At 46.2% G+C, this 20,584-nt stretch carries 21 protein-coding genes; 7 read left to right on the forward strand and 14 right to left on the reverse strand.

Annotated elements, in window-relative coordinates; genetic code table 11:
- Positions 1-15: 15 nt before the first annotated feature.
- The gene (locus tag CRENPOLYSF2_RS02940; protein ID WP_245807867.1) at positions 16-768 is read right to left on the reverse strand and encodes a HisA/HisF-related TIM barrel protein; all 753 of its coding nucleotides are present in this window, start codon (positions 766-768) and stop codon (positions 16-18) included.
- On the opposite strand from CRENPOLYSF2_RS02940, the gene CRENPOLYSF2_RS02945 reads away from it, so the two are divergent.
- From CRENPOLYSF2_RS02945 to CRENPOLYSF2_RS02970, 6 genes are all read left to right on the forward strand, one after another.
- A complete protein-coding gene (locus CRENPOLYSF2_RS02945; protein WP_087142470.1) occupies positions 767-1,798 on the forward strand; it encodes an ATP-grasp domain-containing protein in 1,032 nt (343 codons plus the stop codon). The genes CRENPOLYSF2_RS02940 and CRENPOLYSF2_RS02945 overlap by 2 nt on opposite strands.
- Positions 1,779-2,852 carry a hydantoinase/oxoprolinase family protein gene (locus CRENPOLYSF2_RS02950; RefSeq protein ID WP_087142471.1) on the forward strand — a complete coding sequence of 358 codons (1,074 nt, stop codon included), beginning with the start codon at positions 1,779-1,781 and terminating at the stop codon, positions 2,850-2,852. Before CRENPOLYSF2_RS02945 ends, CRENPOLYSF2_RS02950 begins: the two co-directional genes overlap by 20 nt.
- Before the next feature lie 116 nt (positions 2,853-2,968).
- Positions 2,969-3,736, forward strand: a complete 768-nt coding sequence (locus tag CRENPOLYSF2_RS02955) for a hypothetical protein (protein WP_087142472.1) — start codon at positions 2,969-2,971, stop codon at positions 3,734-3,736.
- Between the two features lie 168 nt (positions 3,737-3,904).
- The gene (locus tag CRENPOLYSF2_RS02960) at positions 3,905-6,229 is read left to right on the forward strand and encodes a TonB-dependent receptor (protein ID WP_087142473.1); all 2,325 of its coding nucleotides are present in this window, start codon (positions 3,905-3,907) and stop codon (positions 6,227-6,229) included.
- 48 nt (positions 6,230-6,277) lie between these two features.
- Positions 6,278-7,594: a LapD/MoxY N-terminal periplasmic domain-containing protein gene (locus CRENPOLYSF2_RS02965; protein ID WP_087142474.1), complete on the forward strand. Its 1,317-nt coding sequence runs from the start codon at positions 6,278-6,280 to the stop codon at positions 7,592-7,594.
- Positions 7,591-8,235, forward strand: a complete 645-nt coding sequence (locus tag CRENPOLYSF2_RS02970; protein ID WP_087142475.1) for a response regulator transcription factor — start codon at positions 7,591-7,593, stop codon at positions 8,233-8,235. The genes CRENPOLYSF2_RS02965 and CRENPOLYSF2_RS02970 overlap by 4 nt, the downstream gene beginning before the upstream one ends.
- Positions 8,236-8,254: 19 nt before the next feature.
- On the opposite strand, the gene CRENPOLYSF2_RS02975 is transcribed toward CRENPOLYSF2_RS02970, so the two are convergent.
- The 11 genes from CRENPOLYSF2_RS02975 to CRENPOLYSF2_RS03025 form a co-directional block, all read right to left on the reverse strand.
- A complete protein-coding gene (locus tag CRENPOLYSF2_RS02975) occupies positions 8,255-8,770 on the reverse strand; it encodes a hypothetical protein (RefSeq protein WP_087142476.1) in 516 nt (171 codons plus the stop codon).
- The gene (locus CRENPOLYSF2_RS02980; RefSeq protein WP_087142477.1) at positions 8,760-9,755 is read right to left on the reverse strand and encodes a vWA domain-containing protein; all 996 of its coding nucleotides are present in this window, start codon (positions 9,753-9,755) and stop codon (positions 8,760-8,762) included. Before CRENPOLYSF2_RS02980 ends, CRENPOLYSF2_RS02975 begins: the two co-directional genes overlap by 11 nt.
- A gap of 14 nt (positions 9,756-9,769) precedes the next feature.
- Positions 9,770-10,327 (reverse strand): MxaK protein, encoded by a 558-nt coding sequence (locus CRENPOLYSF2_RS02985; RefSeq protein ID WP_087142478.1) that lies wholly within the window; start codon positions 10,325-10,327, stop codon positions 9,770-9,772.
- Positions 10,321-11,304, reverse strand: a complete 984-nt coding sequence (locus CRENPOLYSF2_RS02990; protein WP_087142479.1) for a vWA domain-containing protein — start codon at positions 11,302-11,304, stop codon at positions 10,321-10,323. The genes CRENPOLYSF2_RS02985 and CRENPOLYSF2_RS02990 overlap by 7 nt, the downstream gene beginning before the upstream one ends.
- A complete protein-coding gene (locus CRENPOLYSF2_RS02995; RefSeq protein WP_087142480.1) occupies positions 11,301-12,188 on the reverse strand; it encodes a nonribosomal peptide synthetase MxaA in 888 nt (295 codons plus the stop codon). Before CRENPOLYSF2_RS02995 ends, CRENPOLYSF2_RS02990 begins: the two co-directional genes overlap by 4 nt.
- Complete coding sequence (locus tag CRENPOLYSF2_RS03000) at positions 12,185-13,030, reverse strand: DUF58 domain-containing protein (RefSeq protein ID WP_087142481.1); 846 nt, start codon at positions 13,028-13,030, stop codon at positions 12,185-12,187. The genes CRENPOLYSF2_RS02995 and CRENPOLYSF2_RS03000 overlap by 4 nt, the downstream gene beginning before the upstream one ends.
- A 15-nt stretch (positions 13,031-13,045) precedes the next feature.
- A complete protein-coding gene (locus CRENPOLYSF2_RS03005; RefSeq protein ID WP_087142482.1) occupies positions 13,046-14,065 on the reverse strand; it encodes an AAA family ATPase in 1,020 nt (339 codons plus the stop codon).
- 179 nt (positions 14,066-14,244) lie between these two features.
- Positions 14,245-14,529 (reverse strand): methanol dehydrogenase [cytochrome c] subunit, encoded by a 285-nt coding sequence (locus CRENPOLYSF2_RS03010; RefSeq protein ID WP_087142483.1) that lies wholly within the window; start codon positions 14,527-14,529, stop codon positions 14,245-14,247.
- Positions 14,530-14,547: 18 nt separating this feature from the next.
- Positions 14,548-14,967, reverse strand: coding sequence for a cytochrome c(L), periplasmic (gene moxG / locus CRENPOLYSF2_RS03015; RefSeq protein WP_419185538.1), 420 nt, complete (start codon positions 14,965-14,967; stop codon positions 14,548-14,550).
- A 71-nt stretch (positions 14,968-15,038) separates the two neighbouring features.
- The gene (gene moxJ / locus CRENPOLYSF2_RS03020) at positions 15,039-15,875 is read right to left on the reverse strand and encodes a methanol oxidation system protein MoxJ (RefSeq protein WP_087142485.1); all 837 of its coding nucleotides are present in this window, start codon (positions 15,873-15,875) and stop codon (positions 15,039-15,041) included.
- Between the two features lie 73 nt (positions 15,876-15,948).
- The gene (locus CRENPOLYSF2_RS03025; RefSeq protein WP_087142486.1) at positions 15,949-17,757 is read right to left on the reverse strand and encodes a methanol/ethanol family PQQ-dependent dehydrogenase; all 1,809 of its coding nucleotides are present in this window, start codon (positions 17,755-17,757) and stop codon (positions 15,949-15,951) included.
- A gap of 308 nt (positions 17,758-18,065) precedes the next feature.
- Between CRENPOLYSF2_RS03025 and CRENPOLYSF2_RS03030 the strand changes: the two genes are divergently transcribed.
- Positions 18,066-18,719, forward strand: a complete 654-nt coding sequence (locus CRENPOLYSF2_RS03030; protein ID WP_087142487.1) for a response regulator — start codon at positions 18,066-18,068, stop codon at positions 18,717-18,719.
- Positions 18,720-18,741: 22 nt separating this feature from the next.
- Here the strand turns inward: CRENPOLYSF2_RS03030 and CRENPOLYSF2_RS03035 are convergent, their stop codons facing one another.
- On the reverse strand, positions 18,742-19,278 hold the full coding sequence (locus CRENPOLYSF2_RS03035) for an SRPBCC family protein (protein WP_087142488.1): 537 nt from the start codon (positions 19,276-19,278) through the stop codon (positions 18,742-18,744).
- 724 nt (positions 19,279-20,002) lie between these two features.
- Complete coding sequence (locus CRENPOLYSF2_RS03040) at positions 20,003-20,512, reverse strand: bifunctional adenosylcobinamide kinase/adenosylcobinamide-phosphate guanylyltransferase (RefSeq protein WP_087142489.1); 510 nt, start codon at positions 20,510-20,512, stop codon at positions 20,003-20,005.
- Between the last annotated feature and the right edge of the window lie 72 nt (positions 20,513-20,584).

Consider the following 20,584-nt stretch of genomic DNA (forward strand, 5'->3'; position numbering starts at 1 on the left):
TTAGTTAAAAAGATGTTAAAAAATACCTCGCTTGCGGGGTATTTTTTTGCCTGAAAAATACGCAATATCAGTTGCCGCTACAGCACCTGAATGCAAGGCACTGGCTAATAAAACCCGCTTTATACCCATAGCTTGCAGCGCCCGTAAATCTTCGCTGTTTCTTACCCCACCGGCCGCAATAAAGTTTTTTTCAGGATATTGCTGGCAAAATCGACTTAACTTATCAAAATCAGGGCCTTTTGCACTACCCACCTGATCCAAGGTCATAATAATAATATCCATGGGCCATAGATTAGTGTTATCTAATAAACTTTTTGCGCCCAAAATAGCATCGTTTTTATAATCCAGCGACAACACAAATCGACGCTTAAATGCCTTAAGTTCAGCCACCGTGTCGTCACAATAAGACTCACTCCCCAATACCGGCATGTGATTTTTTAACGGACTTATCGGCTTGGCCTGGGGTCGATAACCTTGATCTACCCAAAATTCAATCTGTGGATAGCAACACAACAACGCATTAATGATATTATCATGTTCACCCTGGCCGGTAAGTGCATCCAGGTCAGCAATATAAAAGCTATCAAAGGCGTATAACGATAAAAACGCCTGAATAACCTGATCGATATTGGCAGATGAACACAGTGCCGACTGAATCGGCTGATAATGCGTACGTTGGCCTTGCCGCGCATGCACCACCACGCCGTTTTTTAAATCGATAACGGGAATTATTTTCACAATAATAAATAATTTTGTAGAGACACGCATGAAAATTCTAATCTTTGAGTATATCACCGGTGGCGGCTTTAATAAGCAAGCATTACCTGAAACATTAAAGCGCGAAGGCAAACTGATGCTAGAGGCTTTGCTTGATAATTTCACCTTACTCACTGACATCGATTTATTGATCATGCTAGATCAACGCCTGGTCGACACGGTAAATACACTGCATTATGCAACCGCTGTTATCAATGCAGAACACCATAGCCATAGCGAATTTGCACAACTGATTACAGGGTGTGATGCCGTCTGGCCGATAGCCCCTGAATTCGATGGCATTTTACAAAGCCTGTGCCAAACCGTTGAGCAATCAGGAAAGCTGTTGCTCACGTCCCCCAGCAACGTGGTAAAAGCCACTGGCAATAAATACCAAACCTATCTACATTTACAAAAATACGCAATAGCTACTGTACCCACCTGCTTATTGGCGGATGACAAAACCCTGTCCGATGAAATTCCTGCTATCATCGCCAGCCATTACCCCACTGACAGCAACGAATGGATCATCAAATCCATTGATGGTGTCGGTTGTAGTGACAGTTGGATCATTACCGACTTACTCGACATTAACGCCATTAACGCAAAAGAAAATTACATTATCCAGCCGCATATGCACGGGCAAAAATCCAGCCTGTCGTGTTTATTTAAAAATGGCATGGCCTGGATTATCAGCATCAATGCCCAACAATTCAGCGTGATAGATAAGCGTTATCACCTAACCGCTCTCATGGTTAATCACAATCCTGACATCGACCGTTATCAAGATTTAGCCGATGACATTGCTTATGCTTTTCCTGAGCTATGGGGTTACGTGGGTATCGATTTAATTGAAACGCCATTACAAACCTGGGTATTGGAAATTAACCCCCGCTTGACCACTGCTTTCGTAGGTATAGAAGCCGCCTTAGGCATTAATATTGCCGATGCCGTACTGCAACTTTTGGCAGGGCCACCCACCTTAAAACCCCAACATAACAAAGCTATCAGCCTTATTCTTGATGATCACACGCACGCATAACAGCGTTGGTTGGGACATTGGTGGCGCGCACCTAAAAGCCGTCACTATCAACACTGCGGGGGAAGTCAGCGGTGTTTTCCAACAGCCCTGCCCATTATGGAAAGGGCTGGATCAATTACGAAACGCCGCCAGCACTATTATGCAGCAGTTGGATGCGACAACACCAACCCAACATGCCATCACCATGACCGGCGAACTGGTGGATTTATTCACCAACCGTGATGACGGCGTTAAGCACATTATTAACACCTTTAACGCCTTGATATCCAATACCGAGTTGCTAGTATTTGCAGGCTCAGCCGGTTTTATACCCGCACAACATTGCACCGCACAACATTATCAAGACATTGCTTCCAGCAACTGGCTAGCCAGTGCCACCTTTGCCGCACAGTGTATTGATAATGGCTTATTTGTCGATATAGGCAGCACTACCACGGACATTTTGCTGCTACAAGACCAACAGGTTCTAACACAAGGCTCTACCGATTACCAACGCTTATGCTCACAAGAACTCATCTACACTGGCATTATCAGAACCGCCGTCATGGCTGTCACCCGCCACGCCCAAGATGAAGGCCAGACCGTAGGTTTAATGGCAGAATACTTTGCGACGATGGCCGATGTGTATCGTCTGACCTATGAGCTGAACGAAAATGACGATCAGACCGATACCGCTGACGGTGCTGAAAAAACCATTACCGCCAGTGCCAGACGATTAGCCCGCATGATAGGTTGCGATTTTCATCCCGCCGCCCTACCGCGCTGGCAACGCTTTGCCGAAAATATTCGCCATCAACAACTGCAATTTCTACAAACCGGCTGTCAAATACAGCTACAGCGCAGCCTAAGCAGTACTAGAGTTCCCCTCATCGGTGCAGGTGTAGGGCGCTTTTTAGTGCAGACTATTGCCCTGAATTTAGGCCATCCCTACGTGGATTTCGCCAGCTTATTACCCAATACAGCAAACCAAACGCAACGCAATGCCGCTGATTGCGCACCGGCGCTCGCAGTCGCTTATTTAGCAAGACAATATCCGTTATTTACAACACAGTAAATAACCCCACGACACACCGTTAACCTCGCTATAACATACCGCACTTTACCCAAGCTAGGGTTTAGATTATTATTAACGGAGTTGAATCTTTTTAATGAACTTTAAGGTACTTGAACATGGCAAATAATTTTTTCGGAAAAATTCGTGGCTTAGTTAGCTCAGCTTGGGCTGAAGCAGATGTGCAGCCAACGCATAACACACAAGAAACCCCAACACCCCCAGCATCTGCAAGCGGCAGCTTGTCTGGCGTAGCAAAATACTTAGCCAAGCAAGCGACAGCACAAGGTGGTACGGAAGAAAAAGCCTTAACCGGTGTCGCAAAATATTTAGCAAAACATGCCCCAGAAACATCAGCAGCGACTGCCTCTACGACACCGCTGACCAGCGTTGAAAAATATCTGGCCAAACAAGCAGGCGGCACCAAAATCGAGGCTGCCAAACCTGCCGCTCCCGCAGCCCCGTTAAGCAAGGTTGATAAATATTTGGCAGGACAATCTTCTGCGCCAGCAAAAACCAAAACCGAAGCGACACCAACACCGGCAAAAAAAGCTGAAGCGACAGAAAAAAGCGCTCCAGTGGCAAAAAAAAAAAATGAAGTAGCCACCAAGGCCACGGCTGTAAGCCCTAAAGCAGTGGCTGAAAAAAAATCGGCTCCTGCCAAAGCCCCCCAAACAACACCCATCGTTGCTGAAAACAAACCTGCTGATATGACTGATTTATCAGCAGGCGCAACCCAATGCCAAGCGGGCACGACCAAAGGCACGCAATGCCGTAATACCTTACGCCTTAATCAACTACAGCTTGTTGTTAACGGCAAAACCTATTTATTTGCTGCCTGTAACCAGCACAACAATGACGCCTTCAAGCCTTTTCAGCCTGCGTAATATACAGTTTAATTAAAAACTCCCACTTGTTAGCGCTGTAAAATATCGGCATAAATAACCCACGTTTGCGTGATGTCTAGTTGGGAATATTTCCTTTTTAGCTCGCGCACGCGTTTATTAAAGACCCCATTCGCTATAATGCCTCATTTTAATTTTTCAGAGTGAGTCATGAAGAAACTAGCACTTGCAACACTTGGGCTACTTGGCGTGGTATCTCAAACACTGTTTGCAGAAGAGCAAATACCTGTTGACCTGGGCGAAGTTGAGGTAGTGGGCGTAACGCCCATACCCGGTAGCTTTATTTCCGCCGAAAAAATCCCCGCCAATATTCAAACGATTTCTTCTGAACAATTAAAAAAAGCGCAAACCATCTCCCTGGCCGATTATATGAATCGCAACCTGGGCAGTGTGCATGTTAACGAAGCCCAAAATAATCCCCTGCAACCTGATATTTCTTATCGGGGCTTTGTGGCATCGCCGCTTTTGGGATTGCCGCAAGGCCTATCCACTTACGTAAACGGCGTTAGATTTAACGAACCCTTTGGTGATACCGTTAATTGGGATTTAATCCCACAAGGTGCTATTGACACTATGGCGCTATTTCCAGGCTCCAACCCTGTTTATGGCCTGAACAGTTTGGGTGGCTCAATTTCTATTAAAACCAAAACCGGTTTTTCAGCACCTGGCCATCAACTGGAAGTTTATGGCGGCTCTTGGGACAGGCATTCGGAAGAATTAACCAGTGGCTGGAATAACGGCACTTGGGGTTATTTTTTAGATGTGCATAATTTTGCCGAAAATGGCTGGCGTAACTTTTCACCTACTAAAGCCAAACAAGTGTTAGGCACATTAAGCTGGCAAAATGACCGAGGAAATCTAGATCTAACCCTCGCCGCCAATGATAACGATTTACGCGGTAATGGTGCAGTACCGATACAACTATTGGAGCAAAACCGAAAAGCCGTATTTACCCATCCCGACCAAACCGTCACCCGCATGTTCTTTTCGCAGTTAAGCGGCAGTTACAGCCTGACTGATGCCATTCAATTGAGTGGTAACGCCTATTTCCGGCAAAACCGTATCAGAACCTTTAACGGTGATGACAGTGATTATGACGAATGTGAATCAAACGCTGCTTTCCTCTGCGATGAAGACGGGGAGATTGTTGAAGATATCAACGGTAAACAAATCGCCGCCAGTGATGATCTGATTGGTGCAACCAACAATACCAGTGCTACCCAAATGCGTAGCCAAGGCGGTACACTGCAAGCCGTATTCGACCAAGACTTATTCGGCCATCAAAACAACCTGACCGTTGGCAGCAGTTATGACTACGCCAAAGTCCATTTTGCCTCGGATACAGAATTGGCCAAATTAACTGCTGACAGGGGCACAATCGGTGGCAATGTGTTTGTGGATGAATCCAAAGTGCGTCTACACACCGACACGTCAACCGTCGGTGTCTATCTGACAGACAGCTTTTCAATCACCGATAAGCTTACGGCTACCATCGGAGGCCGTTATAATTACAGTCATATCAACATGACTGATAAATACATTAACGACCCTGAAAACACCCTCAACGGCTCGCACACCTTTGAAAGGCTTAATCCTTCAGCAGGATTAACCTACCAAGTTTTCAAAAATCTAGGCGTATACGGCAGTTACAGCGAATCTGCCCGCGCCCCGACCCCCATGGAACTCAGCTGCGCCGATCCTGAAGCACCGTGCAAACTGCCCAATTCTTTTGTTGCTGACCCGCCTTTAAACCAAGTAGTCGCTAAAACCTGGGAAGCCGGCGTTAGGGGCGATTTAAACCGCCTGATTCCCAACCAAGGTAATTTGAAATGGAATCTGGGCTTCTTTCATACCATCAACCACGATGACATCATTTTCAATCGCGGTGGTGACAGTGTTTCCGAAGGTTATTTTAGCAATGTCGGCCAAACACGCCGTTACGGGATAGAATCGGGCGCAACAGCCAATTTTCCGCAATTGTTTAGCACCATTGATGACTGGCATTTTTCTACCAACTACACCTATCTTAATGCGCGATTTCAAGATAGTTTCGATATACAGCATCCTACTGCGGTGGATGCTAATGACGACCCCATTCGCGCCACAGTGAGTAAGGGCGACAGAATTCCTGGCATCCCCGAGCATATTTTTAAAGCTTCCATCGGTGTCGACCTATGGCAAAAGTTTTCGCTGGGCATTAATGGTACTTACAGCGGCAATCGTGCATTTCGGGGTGACGAAGCCAACCTGACTGCAAAACTCGGCGGTTACTGGTTATTTAATGCGACAGCAGAATATAGGTTCAACAAACATCTCACCCTGTTTGGCAAACTGGATAATATATTTGATACCCATTACAACAGTTTTGGCGTTTATGGCCAAGCGAACGAAGTATTGCCAGGATTTGATGATGGCCGCTTTGTATCGCCTGGTGCGCCTAGAGCCGGTTGGATAGGGGTAAGGCTGAATCTCTAGTTTAGCACCGGCTACTTACCCTAACCCAATGCTTCAAACAACATAATCATGAGCTTACGCTACCAGATAAACATCAGAATATTACTTTCATCCTTGTGCATATTGTTGTTGGGTGGCTCAATCGCAGCATGGCAAGCACGTAACTCGGTCAATAAAGAAGTCGAATCATCCATTAACCTGGCGGCACAACTCATTTCCTTTACTTTTCTGCAAACCTCACAGACACCTCAAACGCCTATCGATTGGATAGCCCATCTGAACGCTCTAAAAGAAACACGACATTTGAATATTCAGCTCCAGGCCCCCAGTGGGCAAACTATCCATTTCAACTCTAAAAAACAGTCTATCTCTGCCAATGAAGCGCCGCCACAGTGGTTTATCCACTTGGTTGAAAGCGAACATCCAAAAGCCGAACGCCCCATTATTGCCGCTGATGGCCAACAATTGACTTTGATTATCCAGGCTAACCCACTGGATGAAATCACCGAAGCCTGGCAAGAAAGCCAAGCCTTTTTCACTTCTGTTTTGTTACTGACACTGTTTACCTTTTTGGCGGTCAATCTGGTTTTTAATAAAGCATTAAAATCCATTGCCACTATCGTTAATGCTTTAAGAATCATTGAGTCAGAGGATTATCAACACAAACTCCCCGATTTTGCCATCCATGAATATGATCGCATTGCCAAGGCCATCAATCATTTGACTGACCAGCTCAGCGCCAGCCAGCAGGAAAACAGAACTTTAACACAACATTCACTGGCCATACAGGAAGACGAACGGCAAAAACTTTCACAGGAACTACATGATGAACTCAGTCAGTCGTTGACAGCTATTAAAGTCATGGCTGCAACCTGTGCGCGGCCAAAAGCAGATATTACAAAGACGGCACATACCATTATCGAAGTATGCGATCATTTGATCACGATTGTACGCTCCATGATGCACCAATTACATCCATTGATACTGACGGAACTAGGCTTAAAGGCCACAATGGAAGATTTGGTATACCATTGGTCGATAAGAAACCCAGAGTTAAAAGTGGTTTTGGACTGCTCGAATGATGTTGATGAGCTAGAGCAAAACATTGCTATCCAGTTGTTTAGGGTTGTGCAAGAATGCCTGACCAATATTATTCGGCATGCACAAGCTACACAAGCTCACATTACTATGGCCACTAATCCAGAAACAAACCTGCTGCATTTAAAAATCAGTGATAATGGCCAAGGCTGCGATAGCGAGTCAATAAACCACGGCTTTGGTTTATTGAGCATGAAGGAGAGAATCAAAAGTTTAGGGGGACAATTAACCTATCATTCTGTACCACTACAAGGTCTTTCTATCATTGCGAGTATTCCACTGTCATGAAAGCACCCATCAAAATTCTCCTGGTAGATGACCATGCGATTGTTCGGGCTGGGTTTCGTATGTTGCTATCCACTGAAGACAGCATTGAAGTGATAGCCGAAGCCGAACGTGGCGAGGAAGTTTGGCAGCTATATTTAGAGTATCATCCCGATGTTGTGGTGATGGATTTATCTATGCCGGGTATGGGAGGGATCGAAACTATACGGCGAATATGTATCAAGGATAATAGCGCCAAAATTCTGGCATTTAGCGTACATGATGAAATAGTATACGTGAATCGCGCCATAGCAGCCGGTGCCAAAGGGTACATTTGCAAAAAAAGTGCCCCCTCTATTTTGGTACAGGCAATACAAAAAATCGCTATGGGCGGCATCTATATTGAGACGGAATTTTTAGAAAACAGCAGTGGCCAATCCAACGAAACGCATTACAAAACTATCATCGAAGCGTTTTCGACCCGAGAATTTGACATCTTTTTACTTCTTGCCCGAGGTTTTACCAGCCATAAAATTTCCGATGAATTGTGTTTGAGTTATAAAACAGTGGCCAATTATGGCACGCAAATACGTAGTAAATTAAAAGTATCATCGGTTGCGGAATTAGCGCATATCGCCTTGGTTTCTGGGGTTATGAAAAACTAATCGCACTAGCCCATACTGCTTACGAGGCATTATTAGTTTCCAGTTCTGTAACCCTAGTATCAACAAAATAACTGGCCGCTACCCCAACCATTGCCAGCACAACAAAAAAACCTAAATACGCATCACCATAAGCCAGCAACACCCCTAACAACAATAAATACGCACAGACAAAACAGCCTCGCCATGTCGGTTGGCGTAGCGTCTCCAGGTAAAACATTAACACCAATATGAACAAAATCACCATGCCCGCCTCTTCATGCAACAGGCGGCCAGATTGATGCAAGGAAAATACAAACAGGGCGCACGCCAAACCGCCTATCCAGCGCAATAGGCCGTCCCTTAACGCCTGTCGTATTTTCGCAGTGGGATGCAAATAATCCGGTGCAACCGCCAGCAATGCAAAAACCACCAGCATAGCCAGCCAATAATCGTGGCTCATACCGGCATAACGGTAGGATACGACAGCACCCAACAGGCTCAAGAGCATTTGCAAAGTAAAATGGTAGTGTTTGGATAACAAAATATTAATCAACATAAACGTTGTCCTTGGTTTTTTTCAGACGAAACCAGTGCCACACAGAAGATAGCGGCGGTAAATAAATACAACAAAACATCAGCAACGCCACAGCCGCGAAGTAACCACGTACATCGACAGGTGCTAATTGCTGGGTGGAAAATTCAGGACTCTGCAAGGCTTGTTGCAAAGGTTCAAGGTCGGTTAAGCGGGTATAGTTTAGACCAGCTTGGTGGGCGAGCTGGGTCAGATAAGATTCCTGCAAGGCGCTTAAATGCTCGTTGCCGACAACGGCTTTACTGCCAAACGGTGCATTACGCGCATCATAACCTTCGATTTGCGACGGGTCTAAGTTCGATTGCCCGAAAGACGAGCGGTGCGGTACATCATCTTGTTGGTAAAAACCGCTGACATTGCCTTGGGCATCAAATTTAGGGATAGGCACAGCCTGCAAGCCGCCAGTGCCGACTATCAAGCCCTTGGCTTTACCTTTCATTGCCGCAAAATCAGGCAAATAGCTGGGATTAACCGGCGGCGCTTCCTGACCATCGGTGATAAAAACAACCGTGCTATGGCTTTTTTGCAGCATGGCCAAGGTATTGAACAAGCCTTTGGCGATATTACTGTCCGCCGCCCAGGCCATACGCCAATCCAGTTTACTGATGGCGGTATCCAGTTCCGTATAGCTGGTGCAAATTTCCACCGGTTCAAACAACAGACTGGAGCGCCGTTCGGTAAACACGGCCAAGCCGATTTTGGTGGAACACGGCAAGTGGTGCAATAAGGCGCGTAACTGGTGTTTGACAAATTCCAGACGACTGACCGCTTGGTCGGCTATTTTATAATCCGCCGCATTCATACTGCGGGTAATATCAACAACAAAGGTAAAATTATACTGCGGCGCATATTGCTGGCTAACCGGTTTGATGAACAACCCAAGCATAGCCAGCAAGGTGACCAGCAAAAAAATGCTGCGATAATCACGTAATACCGGATAAATAATCATAGTACACCTGACAGTTAAGGTAGCCCACGCGGAAATCCCGGCACGGTTGTCCACAGCTCAGCTTTTTGTTGTTTAGGGTCTTCATTTTCAAGATCCAAGCGTTCCATTTCCGGCAACAAGCGCATAGCCACTTCCAGATTGTACTTAGCATCCCAAAATTGGCTATCCAATGCCAAAGCTTGCCGATAGGCTTGTTTGGCCAGCATCACCAAGGGCATAGCGCGGGACGTATCGTTGTTCTCAACACTCACTACCGCCTGCTCCAGGTAGATATTACCGAGGTTATAACGGACTTTGGCCTGTAAAGCGCTATCGCCTACCGCCATAATGGCACTGAGCGTGGCCAGTGCTTCATCGTAACGCTTTTTTTGTTTCAAGTAACAAGCGCGTGCCAATCTGATCTGGGGCTTGGCAACCACCTGTTCCACCGCCACATCCTGGCCAGATAGTAATTGCTGGATAGTAGCGTTTTCTACATTTAAACCATGCCATGTGTACAAACAGTACAGGCTGATTGCGCCGACTACGGACAAGCTTGCCCAGACTAACCCGTGACGAATAGCCCTTAGCATTTTTTTACCTCCAAAAATTTGGCCGCCAATAAAAGACCTAAACAAACAGTGGCCAGCACATAACAAGCATTTGACAGGTCTTGTCTTGGTAAGCGTTCCACATAATGCAACGGTTGGTTTTCCAATTCGTTAATATCGGCAATGGCCTTTTTTAAAGCATCGGGACTTTCCGCTTCGTAGGCTTGGTACGGGGTTTTCAGGCTGGAAAAAAACTGGTGCAAGTAGCGTTCCGGCATGGCCTGGGCATTGTCATCACGGCTATCTTGCGCCACATCATAAATACCTGGGCTGTTGGCAGTGCGTAAAAACAGCCAGTACAAGCGTACCTGGTGCTGTTGAAACCAAGCTCGCAGTTTCAATTCATCATCTTTATCAATAGCGGCAGCGCCATCAGAGACCAATACAATACTGCGCGATCCGGTGAGTGGCTGATCTTGAAAGAACGACAGCGCCATACCCAAACCTTTGGCGACATGGGTGTACGCCAACGCCGGTGTGGCGGTGGCAGCAATCGCGGCTTCTACGGCGATTTTGTTTTCAGTCAATGGCATGACAAACAGTGGCGCGGTACTGTAAGCCGCCACGCCAATCCTATCGGTTTGGCGGTGCTGTATAAATTCGGTCAACAAGCGCCGCGCCGCCGATGACTTGGATTCTTCACGGCCTTCCGGTGTGCGTCCGGCAAAGCTGTCATCCATACTGTTACTGCGATCCAGCAACAACACAATGTGTGCGCCTTTGCCGATACGTTCACGGCTTTGTTCACGGCGATGCAAGCCTGCCAAACCCAATATCAAGCTAGTAATTACCAGCATCGCCACAAGCTTGAGCAGTAAAGATAAAGCCTGTGATAGCCTATCCACCGGCAACAGTGTCAACCAAGGCTGGTCGTGCAATCTCATGCCCTGGTTAAGCAAAGGCAAGCCATTAAGCAACAGGCCCCACAACAACCACGGGCTATCAACGGCCAGATTCATCGACTGCCCCGCTCTATAGCGCGGCAATGCTGACACAAGTTTTTAAGCCGCACAACATCATCGTCAATCACCACCAAACTGTGGCCAAAATGGTAACGGTTGGAATAGGCAAAAAACCATTCCAACTGCACTTTAAGGGCGGCATATTCAGGATGGCGGCTTAAAAAATCGGCTACTTGCACTTGAAATAAGGGTTTGCCGTTCAGTTGATTGAAGGCGTAATGCACGGCGGCCAGAATTTGCCCTATATCGCCTTTACTTAAACGGGAAATTTTACGCAAGGCCTGTTTAAATACGTTACTACGGTTCAATATCGGAAAATAACCGTACAAATAAGCCAAATACCCTGCAATAGCCAACGCTAAACTGGCACTTAATCCGAAGGCTATCTGCGCGTTTGTGCTGGCAATCTGATGAGGCTCAGCATCGGGCCGCATGTATTCACCGTTGTCATCTTTACGCACAGCCAGCTCCCTTAGCGGTGCAACAGTGAATGCCCAGTCCGGCACAGGTTGGCTGCTGATTTTGCCCTGCTGGGAGAGTTGCAAGGCAAAGCCTGGAATTTTCAGCATCTTGACTTCCAGTGGTACGTAAAAAACCTGGTAATTCAGATCAATGACATAGCGCCAACCATCCGGGATTTCAGTTTTTTCCCAAGTGGCCTGTTTTAACTCCAACCAACGGTTGATAGTGCCTTTAATGGGCAAAGCACCGGTTTGTAGCGCAACATCTGAAGCGGTCTCAAGAATAATCTGCTGTGGGATTTCATCGCCTAGCACATAGCCAAAAGGCCGCGGCGTGTGTACTGTAAAAGCACGAACCGCACCGTGTTCGGTATTGGAACAGCCCGCCAATACTAAAAAAAATAGCAGCAAAATTTTCATACGGTTCTCTGCTGAAAATAACGGTTGATACTGCCAGCGTTATAGCCGTCCGTTAAAAACAAAGGTTCACAACCGTGACCCCGGAAACAATTTTTTAACTGTATTTGCCGCTGCGTGTAAGCCGCAATAATTTTTTCGCGTAACGCAGGACGCAAGCACACGAGGCGTGTCGCTCCGCTTTCCATGTCCTTTAGGGTCATTAATCCCCAAGATGGTAAATTTTGGTATTCGTCGTCATCCCATAACACAATAGGAATAACCTGATGCGGGTGTAAATTGGCCATCAGTTGATTGATTTGTGGCATGGGAAAATTAAAATCGGAGACCAAAAACACCAGTGAGCGGTTCGCGGACAAGTACTGCCAAGCCGATAACAAACCTTGTGCCGACCCGATAAAAGGTGTATTTTTAAACTCGGTCAGAAAGGCCGCAATTCTTTGCCATTGCTGGCTTAACGGCAATAAACAATGGGGCTGCACCTGGTTGCTACAACCGATAAAGCCGAACTTATCACCATAACCCAATACCGATTGGGACAAGCCTGACAATAATTGGCACACCACCTGTTGCTTGTTGGCTCTCCCCGCATAACGCATGGAAGCAGACATGTCGGCCATCATATACACGTTGACATGGCTGTGTTGCTGGTATGAGCGCACTTGAAATTGTTGCAAGGGGTCAAGCACACTGACACGCAGGTCAATACGCCGTGGATCGGGACGTGCCAGCAGGGTATCATAGCGCTGGAATAACTGGCCTGCACCAGCCAATTTACCGGCATGAGCGCCCGGATGCACGGCACGGGTTTGCCACAGTAACCGATAAAAAATAGTTTCAGACATACGTACCACCAGCGGTTAAGGGGCGGCAACGGCACTCAACAAACCTGTCAACAATGCTGGCAGCAGTTGCTCGTGCCGATAGGCATACAGCGGGCTTAAAAATAAACGATGCCCCATACACGGGGCAAACACCGCCTGCACATCTTCCGGCAGCACATAATCGCGGCTATGCAGCCAGGCACGCACTTTCGCCGCCCGAATCAGGTAACTCATGCCACGCGGGCTAGCGCCGGACAGCATCAGTTGTGGCATCACCACATCGCTGAGCGTCACCCCAAAATCCTGCGGTTTTTGCGTGGCTCGCCATAACGATAAGGCGTACTGCTTTAATTTTGCGCTGATCTGTATGTTTTGTTGCAGCTTTTCGGCAAAGCCATTTAATTGCGTGTACTCCATGCCAGAATCCGGCAGTTGGCTAATGAGTTGGTCGGTATCATGAAAGCGGGGGTTAAACATCAGCTCATCGAGCACGCTATCACTACTGGGTACGTCAATATTAATTTCCATCATAAAGCGGTCTTTGGCAGCGGCGGGCAGTTCAAACGTCTCTTCTTTTTCCACACGATTGCGGTCAGCAAACACTTGCAGGTGAGGAAACAGGTAATCCTGGTTAAAGGCGGCAATGCTGCGTTCGGCCATCGCCCTTAGCAACAAGGAATGCACTTGTGGGCGGGCACGGTTAATCTCATTAAAAAAGAACGTCGCCAGGTGTTCACCGTGATGCAGCAACGGGCCTGGGTCGACACGCGGTTTGCCGTCTTTATCCAGATAGGTATAGTAAATCAGGTCGCTGGGCATCAAATCTATCGTGCCCTCTATGCGTTGATAACCACCGCCTAAGCCATGAGCCACCGCACGCAACAGCGTTGTTTTGCCTACGCCGACATTACCTTCCAGCAACACATGACCTCTGGCAAACACGGTAATGAGCATCAGCCGCACCACATCTTGCTGGCCAATCACCACCTGATTAATATGCTTTTCAAACTGCAAGGCTTTGTGCAGCCAATCTGTTAATTGCATCGTTGAGCTCATGGGCTTTATAAAAAAACTCCGGCGAAACCGTACCGGAGTGTTTGAGTGGTTAGTCTTAATTCAGTTTTTTACAACACCTGAAATACTGGATTTCAGGATGGGCATAAACACCTGCATAGGGAATGGTGTTTATGCCCGACCAGCAAAACTGTACTGCTAAACTTACAGACTGCGAGGCTTTAATTTATATCATCTACATCGTAGATAAACTTGCCAGTTTTAACTAAGTTTTCATGACGCTTTTGGTTACGAGCTTCCATTTCCGTTATCGATTGTGATTGCTTGTTCAATTCATTCGGGTCATGTTTAGGGTCGTATTTACTGCCTTCCACTTTCTCAGGATAACCGGGCTTAGGTTCCCAGCATACGCCTGGCTCTTTACAGTTGGTACCATCGTAGGCCATAGCAGAGTGTGACACCCACGCCAAAGCGGCACTAATTACCAGTAGTACGGTTTTTTTCATCGTTTATCTCCTCGTTAATTATTTTAGCCATTTGGCTTTTTTCGGATTACCTTTATAGATGTCGCGAAGATGCGCCATAATCTGCAACATTTCATCCGTCGTTAAATTGTTATACTGCGGCCCCATCATGCCATTTGCACCGCCAAACAAGACCTCAAACAAGCCTTGATCGGTGGCATTAGCAGGATAAGTCCAGTAATCATCCGCTAAACCAGGCCCAAGCTTCCCCTCGGCTTCATGGCCATGACAGCCTGAACAGGCGGTCATATAAAGATCGTGGCCTTTTTGCACGACTTCGGCATTACCGTTATAAGGGTTTTTACCGGTCTCCTTAAACTGCTTAAACGCCTCGGTGTCGCCGCCTTTTTTAGCGACACTAAAATCCAGCGGTTGCCCGGTAATCACGTTACGAAACGTCAGCTCAGCCGTGGCTGTCATACTGGCCAAGCTAAGCGTCAGTGCGATTATTAGCCCTAATTGTTTCTTTTTCATTGCCATCCTACAGTTGATTATTTTTCGGGTTCGTCAAGTAAGGGAATTCCCTCTTCTTCTAGCAACTCAGTTATTTCATCTTGTTGATCGTCAATCACTTTATTAAGCGACTGCAACAACGCTTGGTCGTTTTTGCGTACCCCCATAGACGTGCTGTAATGAAAACCGACTTTTTGGCCATCGGCACGAACGTTATCATCAGGAATCATCGTCATCACCAGCGGTGTGGTTGATGACTTCACGTAACGAGCAGCAGACGGTGCCCACAGTACGGCGACTTCGGCATGTCCTGAGGACACCTCCGACACCAGTTTGGACGACTCATACTTTATGTACTGATTGCGGCGCGATTTAAAGCCCACCAACTCCTGTGAATAATTGAACATGTCGTTGTAACGGCCAATGGCTCGCATCATGACTTCGGCAGGCGTACCTGGCACAAAGGCGATGCGTTGCACTTTTTTGCGTAACGCTTCACTGTCCCAATTTTTCAAATCCAGCGCGTCGCTCTCGCGGGAAATAAACACATAACCGGAGCGGTAATACGGCTTGGTAGTGAGTAATCTGGGATCGCCCGTATCCGTACCTAAGACAACATCGCATAACCCTTTGTCCAAAGAATCACGCACAAAATAACGCGGGTCAGTCCAGCTCACAAATTCAACTTTGCGTTCCAAGGCTTTACCTAATAACAAAGCCAATTTATTTTCAAAACCTTCCCCTGCTTTATTGGAATAAGGCATTTCGTCTTCTGCGGAACACACCTTAAGGGGTTTACCTTCGGCAGATACAGTAGCTGCATACCCATAACTCAATAGCGACAGCGTTAATAACCAAAACCTAGTTTTGTACATAGTTACTCTCATGACGATTGTTTAAAGGGATCTAAGTGACAGGAATTAGCAAATACTACCCCCGTCCTAAACGTTAATATCCCAATGAAAACACCATGACACCACCGCCTTGCTGGGTATAGTGCGCCAATTCCTTAAACGCACCCACCGCTCCCAAACCGGCGGTTGGATCTTGCAAATCGAACACTAAGCCGACACCCGGCCAGCCGCCCACACCATAATAAATCGCAAGGTATTGGCGACCATTATGTTCGTAAGTAATGGGATGACCAATAACGCCGGAGGGCAGTTTAAACTTCCACAATTCTTTACCGTTACGGCTGTCACGGGCTTTAATTTGGCCATCTAAAGTACCGTAGAACACCAGGTTACCTGCTGTCGCCGTGGTTCCGCCCCAAACCGCAAATTTTTCCTGCACTTCCCATTTAAATTCACCAGTGACAGAATCCATCGCCTTAACCTGTCCCAGTGTGCCTTTTGGGCCTGGATACATGTTTAAGGTGGCACCGACGAAGAACTGGCCAGCGCGATAGGGCAGCATAAACGGTTCCCAATCCATACAGATGTGGTTAATGCCCATGAAGAACAGTTTTTTCTCTGGATCGTAAGACTCTAGCCCTTGGTTGTGATAACCCATAGCGGAGGGGCAAATACCTTTGGCTTCGTGATCCATGTGTGTTGAAAACTCGGGGTCACGAATCGGCAAGCCGGTTTTTAAATCAACTTTTTTCACCCAGTTAACGGTATCGTCAATTTTAAAGGCATTGACCAGCGTGCCGTTTTCGCGGTTCAAGGTATACACCAAGCCGTTACGGTCGGGATGAGTCAACAGTTTGGTCATTTTGCCGTCAACCATTTGCTCAGACAGCCCCATGTAATTAACACCGGCGTAATCCCATTCATCATGCGGGGTTTTCTGGTAACCGAATTTGGCTTCACCGGTATTGATGTCGCGTCCCCAAATGGTCATCGTCCATTTATTGTCGCCAGGGCGCATGGTTTCATTCCAAGGTGCAGGATTACCTGAGCCGTAATACAGCATGTCCAAATCAGGGTCGAAAGCGTACCACCCCCAGTTGGTGCCGCCGCCTATTTTCCAGGCATCGCCTTCCCAGGTTTTTAAACCTAGCCCAAACTGGCCATAATGAGGGTTGGCGCTGTTAAAATCCTTGGCCAGCTTGATGTCTTCATCAGGGCCGGTGGCATAAACACGCCACACCTGCTTGCCGTCTTTAATGCTATAAGCGGTCGCATAGCCTCTTACCCCCAGCTCAGCGCCGGAACTGCCAACAATCACCAAATCTTTGGCGACAAAAGGCGCTACAGTCAACGTTGAACCCATCGCTATATCGGAATTTTCCATTTTCCATAACAGCTCACCGGTCTTGGCATTTAAGGCGACAATATGACCATCGAGCTGATTTTGGAAAATGGTGGCCGGATAATCTTTACCGGCTGGTGCATACGCTAAACCACGATTGACTACGTCGCAACATGCTACCGCCCGCGCAGCTGGATTTTGTTTGGGTTTGTATTCCCACAATATTTTGTCGGTATCATCCAGGCTGATAGCAAAAATATTATTCGGGAACGGCGTGTGTACATACATGATGCCATCAATGACTAGCGGCCCACCTTCGTGGCCATTCAACACACCGGTAGAAAAAGACCAGGCCGGTTTTAAATGGCGGACGTTCTGATTATTAATCTGATCTAATTTACTGTAGTGTGTAGCGCCATAATCTTTGGTTTGCATGGCCCAGTTTTCATCGTTTTCAGACAATTTTGCCAAATCTTTATTAGCAAATGTCGGCACCGTGACTGCAATTAGCGCAACGCCACAAACCACTTGGGTTAGCGTGGACAATCTAAAAAACCTCATAATGACTCCCTATTGGTATTATTTGTTATAAACAAAAACCCCAGTGCCTTGATGCTGTTAATTGCGGATAAGCGGCTTTCTTGATCGAAACTCATACACCAACGCACAAGGGTTTTGCAGGGCACATGCTACGCGAGCAAGACACAGAGCCGTTACGGAATAAACGCCAAATTTGACAGGAAAAACACAGAAAATGGCGAGTGAATTTTTCCCCAAGATTTGCCAGCCTTATTTCAGGAAAAACCCCTATAGCTAAATTGAATCTGCTTTGGCATCATTGAAGTAATTTTTTTTGCTTAAGACATTTCATGACTGACAAAATCAACGTGTTATTAGTCGATGACCATGCTGTCGTTAGGGCGGGATACAAAACCTACTTGGGTTTATCGAACAAAATTGGACAAATTTTTGAAGCCGATCGCGGTGAGACGGCTATTCAACTGTATCAGGAACATTATCCTGATATTGTGGTGATGGATTTATCCATGCCAGGCATTGGTGGCTTTGAGAGCATCAGGCGACTGATACATCGACATCCAAAATGTAAAATACTGGTGTTCAGCATCCACAATGAGATGGCTTATGTGACACGCGCCATTAAAGCGGGTGCAAAAGGCTATGTGAATAAAAACAATAATCCGGAAATTTTGGTCAATGCGGTTTATACCATTGCCCAGGGCGGTACTTTTGTCGATCCTGACCTGGTTCAAGGGCTAGCTATAATCCTGACCAACTCACAAGATGAGTCTGACAAGGTGCAGCAATTGTCGCCTCGGGAGTTTGACGTGTTCTGTTTGTTGGCCAACGGCTACAGCACTCGAAAAGCCGCAGAAAAACTGTGCTTAAGCTATAAAACCGTGTGCAATCACACCACGTCTATTAAAGAAAAAATGGGGGTAGAAACCTTGGCGGAACTCACGTTGATTGCCAGTCGCCAAGGCATTATTGATATGCAGCAATAGCATAAGGAAGGAGGATGGGCTGTTATTTTTCCAGCTTTTGTTGCAAACCGGTAAGCCCATGCTTAATAAATGTATTCATCGCTTCCACCGCAGCAGCGTCATTTTGGTTTTCTGGCGGTGAATTGCTGGTATCACCACGATAAAAACGCCCTTTAATTGTAACTTCGCTTTTATTGATGTCAGCTTCCGCAGGCAGTACCTGTAAACTGACGGTATAAGAACTCACCGGAAACGCCTGGGGATTTTCTTTTTTCAGGCGAAAACTGTATTCATGGTCTTTGTCGCTATAAAAATCCAGTTCATCCTGCAATTCACCGCCATTTTGCAACACCAGGGTGCGGATGCCACCGGATTCGTGCTTGCCGTCGCCATGGCTGCTTTTGACATCAGGATGCCAATTGACGATAGCGCCAAAGTCCTTAACAACATCCCACACCTTATCAACCGATGCGTTGATAACGATACTCTCTTTCGCTTTTTGTGGTGTTGGGCCATGCGCGAATACGCTTAATGGCAGCAATACCATGCTAACCAAAAGTACCGAAAACAATTTCTGCATAACTCAACCCTGTAATAATAAATACGCAATTATTACAGGAGCCGACCTAAAACCATTGGGCGGCTTTCCTAAAATCACCAGGAAATTTTCATTTTGATCATGTACATATCAACATCATGAGGCTATTTTGCATAGATGTTTTGCCAATCGGCAGCAACATTTCTTTTTTAGCGTAGCTCTATCCCCATAAAACCTCAATTTGGGTATATGGCTTGTTTTAATTTTTTGTAACCGCTCACCTACCCCTTGTAAACACGATTGATTGCTCAAAAAATTGTGTAAGTCATTGAGGCATTCGCTGCCCCCCTCAAGTATGGCTGATTTAACGACCTCAAATACAAAACCTTCAGGCAATAAAAAGCCCGCATAAAGCGGGCACTCTGAGTTTTGTTATTTTTATTATTTAGCTATTAACATCAAATTATTAATGCCTACTCAAAAAGTTTTTATCTAATTATTATTATCAGTAGCTTTTCAGCTATCTTCTCCCCCTCTTTAAACCAGCTTCTCAACTGGTTTAGCTCCTAAAAGCTGGGGTGATTTTACCTTAAAAAAACAAAGTGTCTATCAAATGATAATTAATTACATCTAAAAAAATAATTTTAAAAAAAAAGTTAAATATTACCAACAACTTGAATTTTTTTAAGATCATATTTTTCTTAAACAAACTGGCAATAATTGCCGTTAGTGCCTATTTTTTCTTAAAAGTTCATTGTGAAAATAATTATTTCATAGCGATTTTTAGACCTGCACTGCACAAAAACACTTCATCGCAGTGCTGCGCCATCATTTGCGCCGCCTTACCTGACACATCGACAAACTGGCGTGCCAACGCATTATCAGGAATAATCCCCAAACCTACCTCATTATGCACCAACACCAAATCACACGACACCTTCATTACTGTCTCAAGCTCCAACAAAATATCAGTTTCTGGTACTTGATGATAAAGCATATTATTTAGCCACATGGATACACACTCAACCAGCACAGGTCTTTTACATAGCTCCAGCGTCGCCAACAACTGCATTGGTTCTTCAAGCGTCACAAAGTGATCTTGCCGACGTTGTTGATGAATAGCAATACGCGCAGACATTTCCTCATCAATAAACTCAGTCGTCGCCAAATAATAAGGCTTATCCGGCGCTGTCCTATGAATATGTGCTTTTAAAATATACGCCTCCGCCAATCGAGATTTACCGCTTTTTACGCCACCTATAAACAAGGTCTTCATGCTTATATCCTCACATTGAGCGGCTATCACCCATAGGAAAGTTGATATATATTTGCTACCGTGGGGCCAAAG

This window comes from Crenothrix polyspora (assembly GCF_900163755.1).
GTDB lineage: Bacteria > Pseudomonadota > Gammaproteobacteria > Methylococcales > Methylomonadaceae > Crenothrix > Crenothrix polyspora.

What these genes read in the sequence shown, in the direction of transcription:
- CRENPOLYSF2_RS02975 (WP_087142476.1), bottom strand. Translation starts at nt 8,770, where the DNA reads ATGTTGATTAATATTTTGTTATCCAAACACTACCATTTTACTTTGCAA.
- CRENPOLYSF2_RS03035 (WP_087142488.1), bottom strand. Translation starts at nt 19,278, where the DNA reads ATGCAGAAATTGTTTTCGGTACTTTTGGTTAGCATGGTATTGCTGCCA.
- CRENPOLYSF2_RS03025 (WP_087142486.1), bottom strand. Translation starts at nt 17,757, where the DNA reads ATGAGGTTTTTTAGATTGTCCACGCTAACCCAAGTGGTTTGTGGCGTT.
- CRENPOLYSF2_RS02950 (WP_087142471.1), top strand. Translation starts at nt 1,779, where the DNA reads ATGATCACACGCACGCATAACAGCGTTGGTTGGGACATTGGTGGCGCG.
- moxG (WP_419185538.1), bottom strand. Translation starts at nt 14,967, where the DNA reads ATGACAGCCACGGCTGAGCTGACGTTTCGTAACGTGATTACCGGGCAA.
- CRENPOLYSF2_RS03000 (WP_087142481.1), bottom strand. Translation starts at nt 13,030, where the DNA reads ATGTCTGAAACTATTTTTTATCGGTTACTGTGGCAAACCCGTGCCGTG.
- CRENPOLYSF2_RS03040 (WP_087142489.1), bottom strand. Translation starts at nt 20,512, where the DNA reads ATGAAGACCTTGTTTATAGGTGGCGTAAAAAGCGGTAAATCTCGATTG.
- CRENPOLYSF2_RS02995 (WP_087142480.1), bottom strand. Translation starts at nt 12,188, where the DNA reads ATGAAAATTTTGCTGCTATTTTTTTTAGTATTGGCGGGCTGTTCCAAT.
- CRENPOLYSF2_RS03005 (WP_087142482.1), bottom strand. Translation starts at nt 14,065, where the DNA reads ATGAGCTCAACGATGCAATTAACAGATTGGCTGCACAAAGCCTTGCAG.
- CRENPOLYSF2_RS02965 (WP_087142474.1), top strand. Translation starts at nt 6,278, where the DNA reads ATGAGCTTACGCTACCAGATAAACATCAGAATATTACTTTCATCCTTG.
- CRENPOLYSF2_RS02980 (WP_087142477.1), bottom strand. Translation starts at nt 9,755, where the DNA reads ATGATTATTTATCCGGTATTACGTGATTATCGCAGCATTTTTTTGCTG.
- CRENPOLYSF2_RS02955 (WP_087142472.1), top strand. Translation starts at nt 2,969, where the DNA reads ATGGCAAATAATTTTTTCGGAAAAATTCGTGGCTTAGTTAGCTCAGCT.
- moxJ (WP_087142485.1), bottom strand. Translation starts at nt 15,875, where the DNA reads ATGTACAAAACTAGGTTTTGGTTATTAACGCTGTCGCTATTGAGTTAT.
- CRENPOLYSF2_RS03030 (WP_087142487.1), top strand. Translation starts at nt 18,066, where the DNA reads ATGACTGACAAAATCAACGTGTTATTAGTCGATGACCATGCTGTCGTT.
- CRENPOLYSF2_RS03010 (WP_087142483.1), bottom strand. Translation starts at nt 14,529, where the DNA reads ATGAAAAAAACCGTACTACTGGTAATTAGTGCCGCTTTGGCGTGGGTG.
- CRENPOLYSF2_RS02990 (WP_087142479.1), bottom strand. Translation starts at nt 11,304, where the DNA reads ATGAATCTGGCCGTTGATAGCCCGTGGTTGTTGTGGGGCCTGTTGCTT.
- CRENPOLYSF2_RS02960 (WP_087142473.1), top strand. Translation starts at nt 3,905, where the DNA reads ATGAAGAAACTAGCACTTGCAACACTTGGGCTACTTGGCGTGGTATCT.
- CRENPOLYSF2_RS02945 (WP_087142470.1), top strand. Translation starts at nt 767, where the DNA reads ATGAAAATTCTAATCTTTGAGTATATCACCGGTGGCGGCTTTAATAAG.
- CRENPOLYSF2_RS02985 (WP_087142478.1), bottom strand. Translation starts at nt 10,327, where the DNA reads ATGCTAAGGGCTATTCGTCACGGGTTAGTCTGGGCAAGCTTGTCCGTA.
- CRENPOLYSF2_RS02940 (WP_245807867.1), bottom strand. Translation starts at nt 768, where the DNA reads ATGCGTGTCTCTACAAAATTATTTATTATTGTGAAAATAATTCCCGTT.
- CRENPOLYSF2_RS02970 (WP_087142475.1), top strand. Translation starts at nt 7,591, where the DNA reads ATGAAAGCACCCATCAAAATTCTCCTGGTAGATGACCATGCGATTGTT.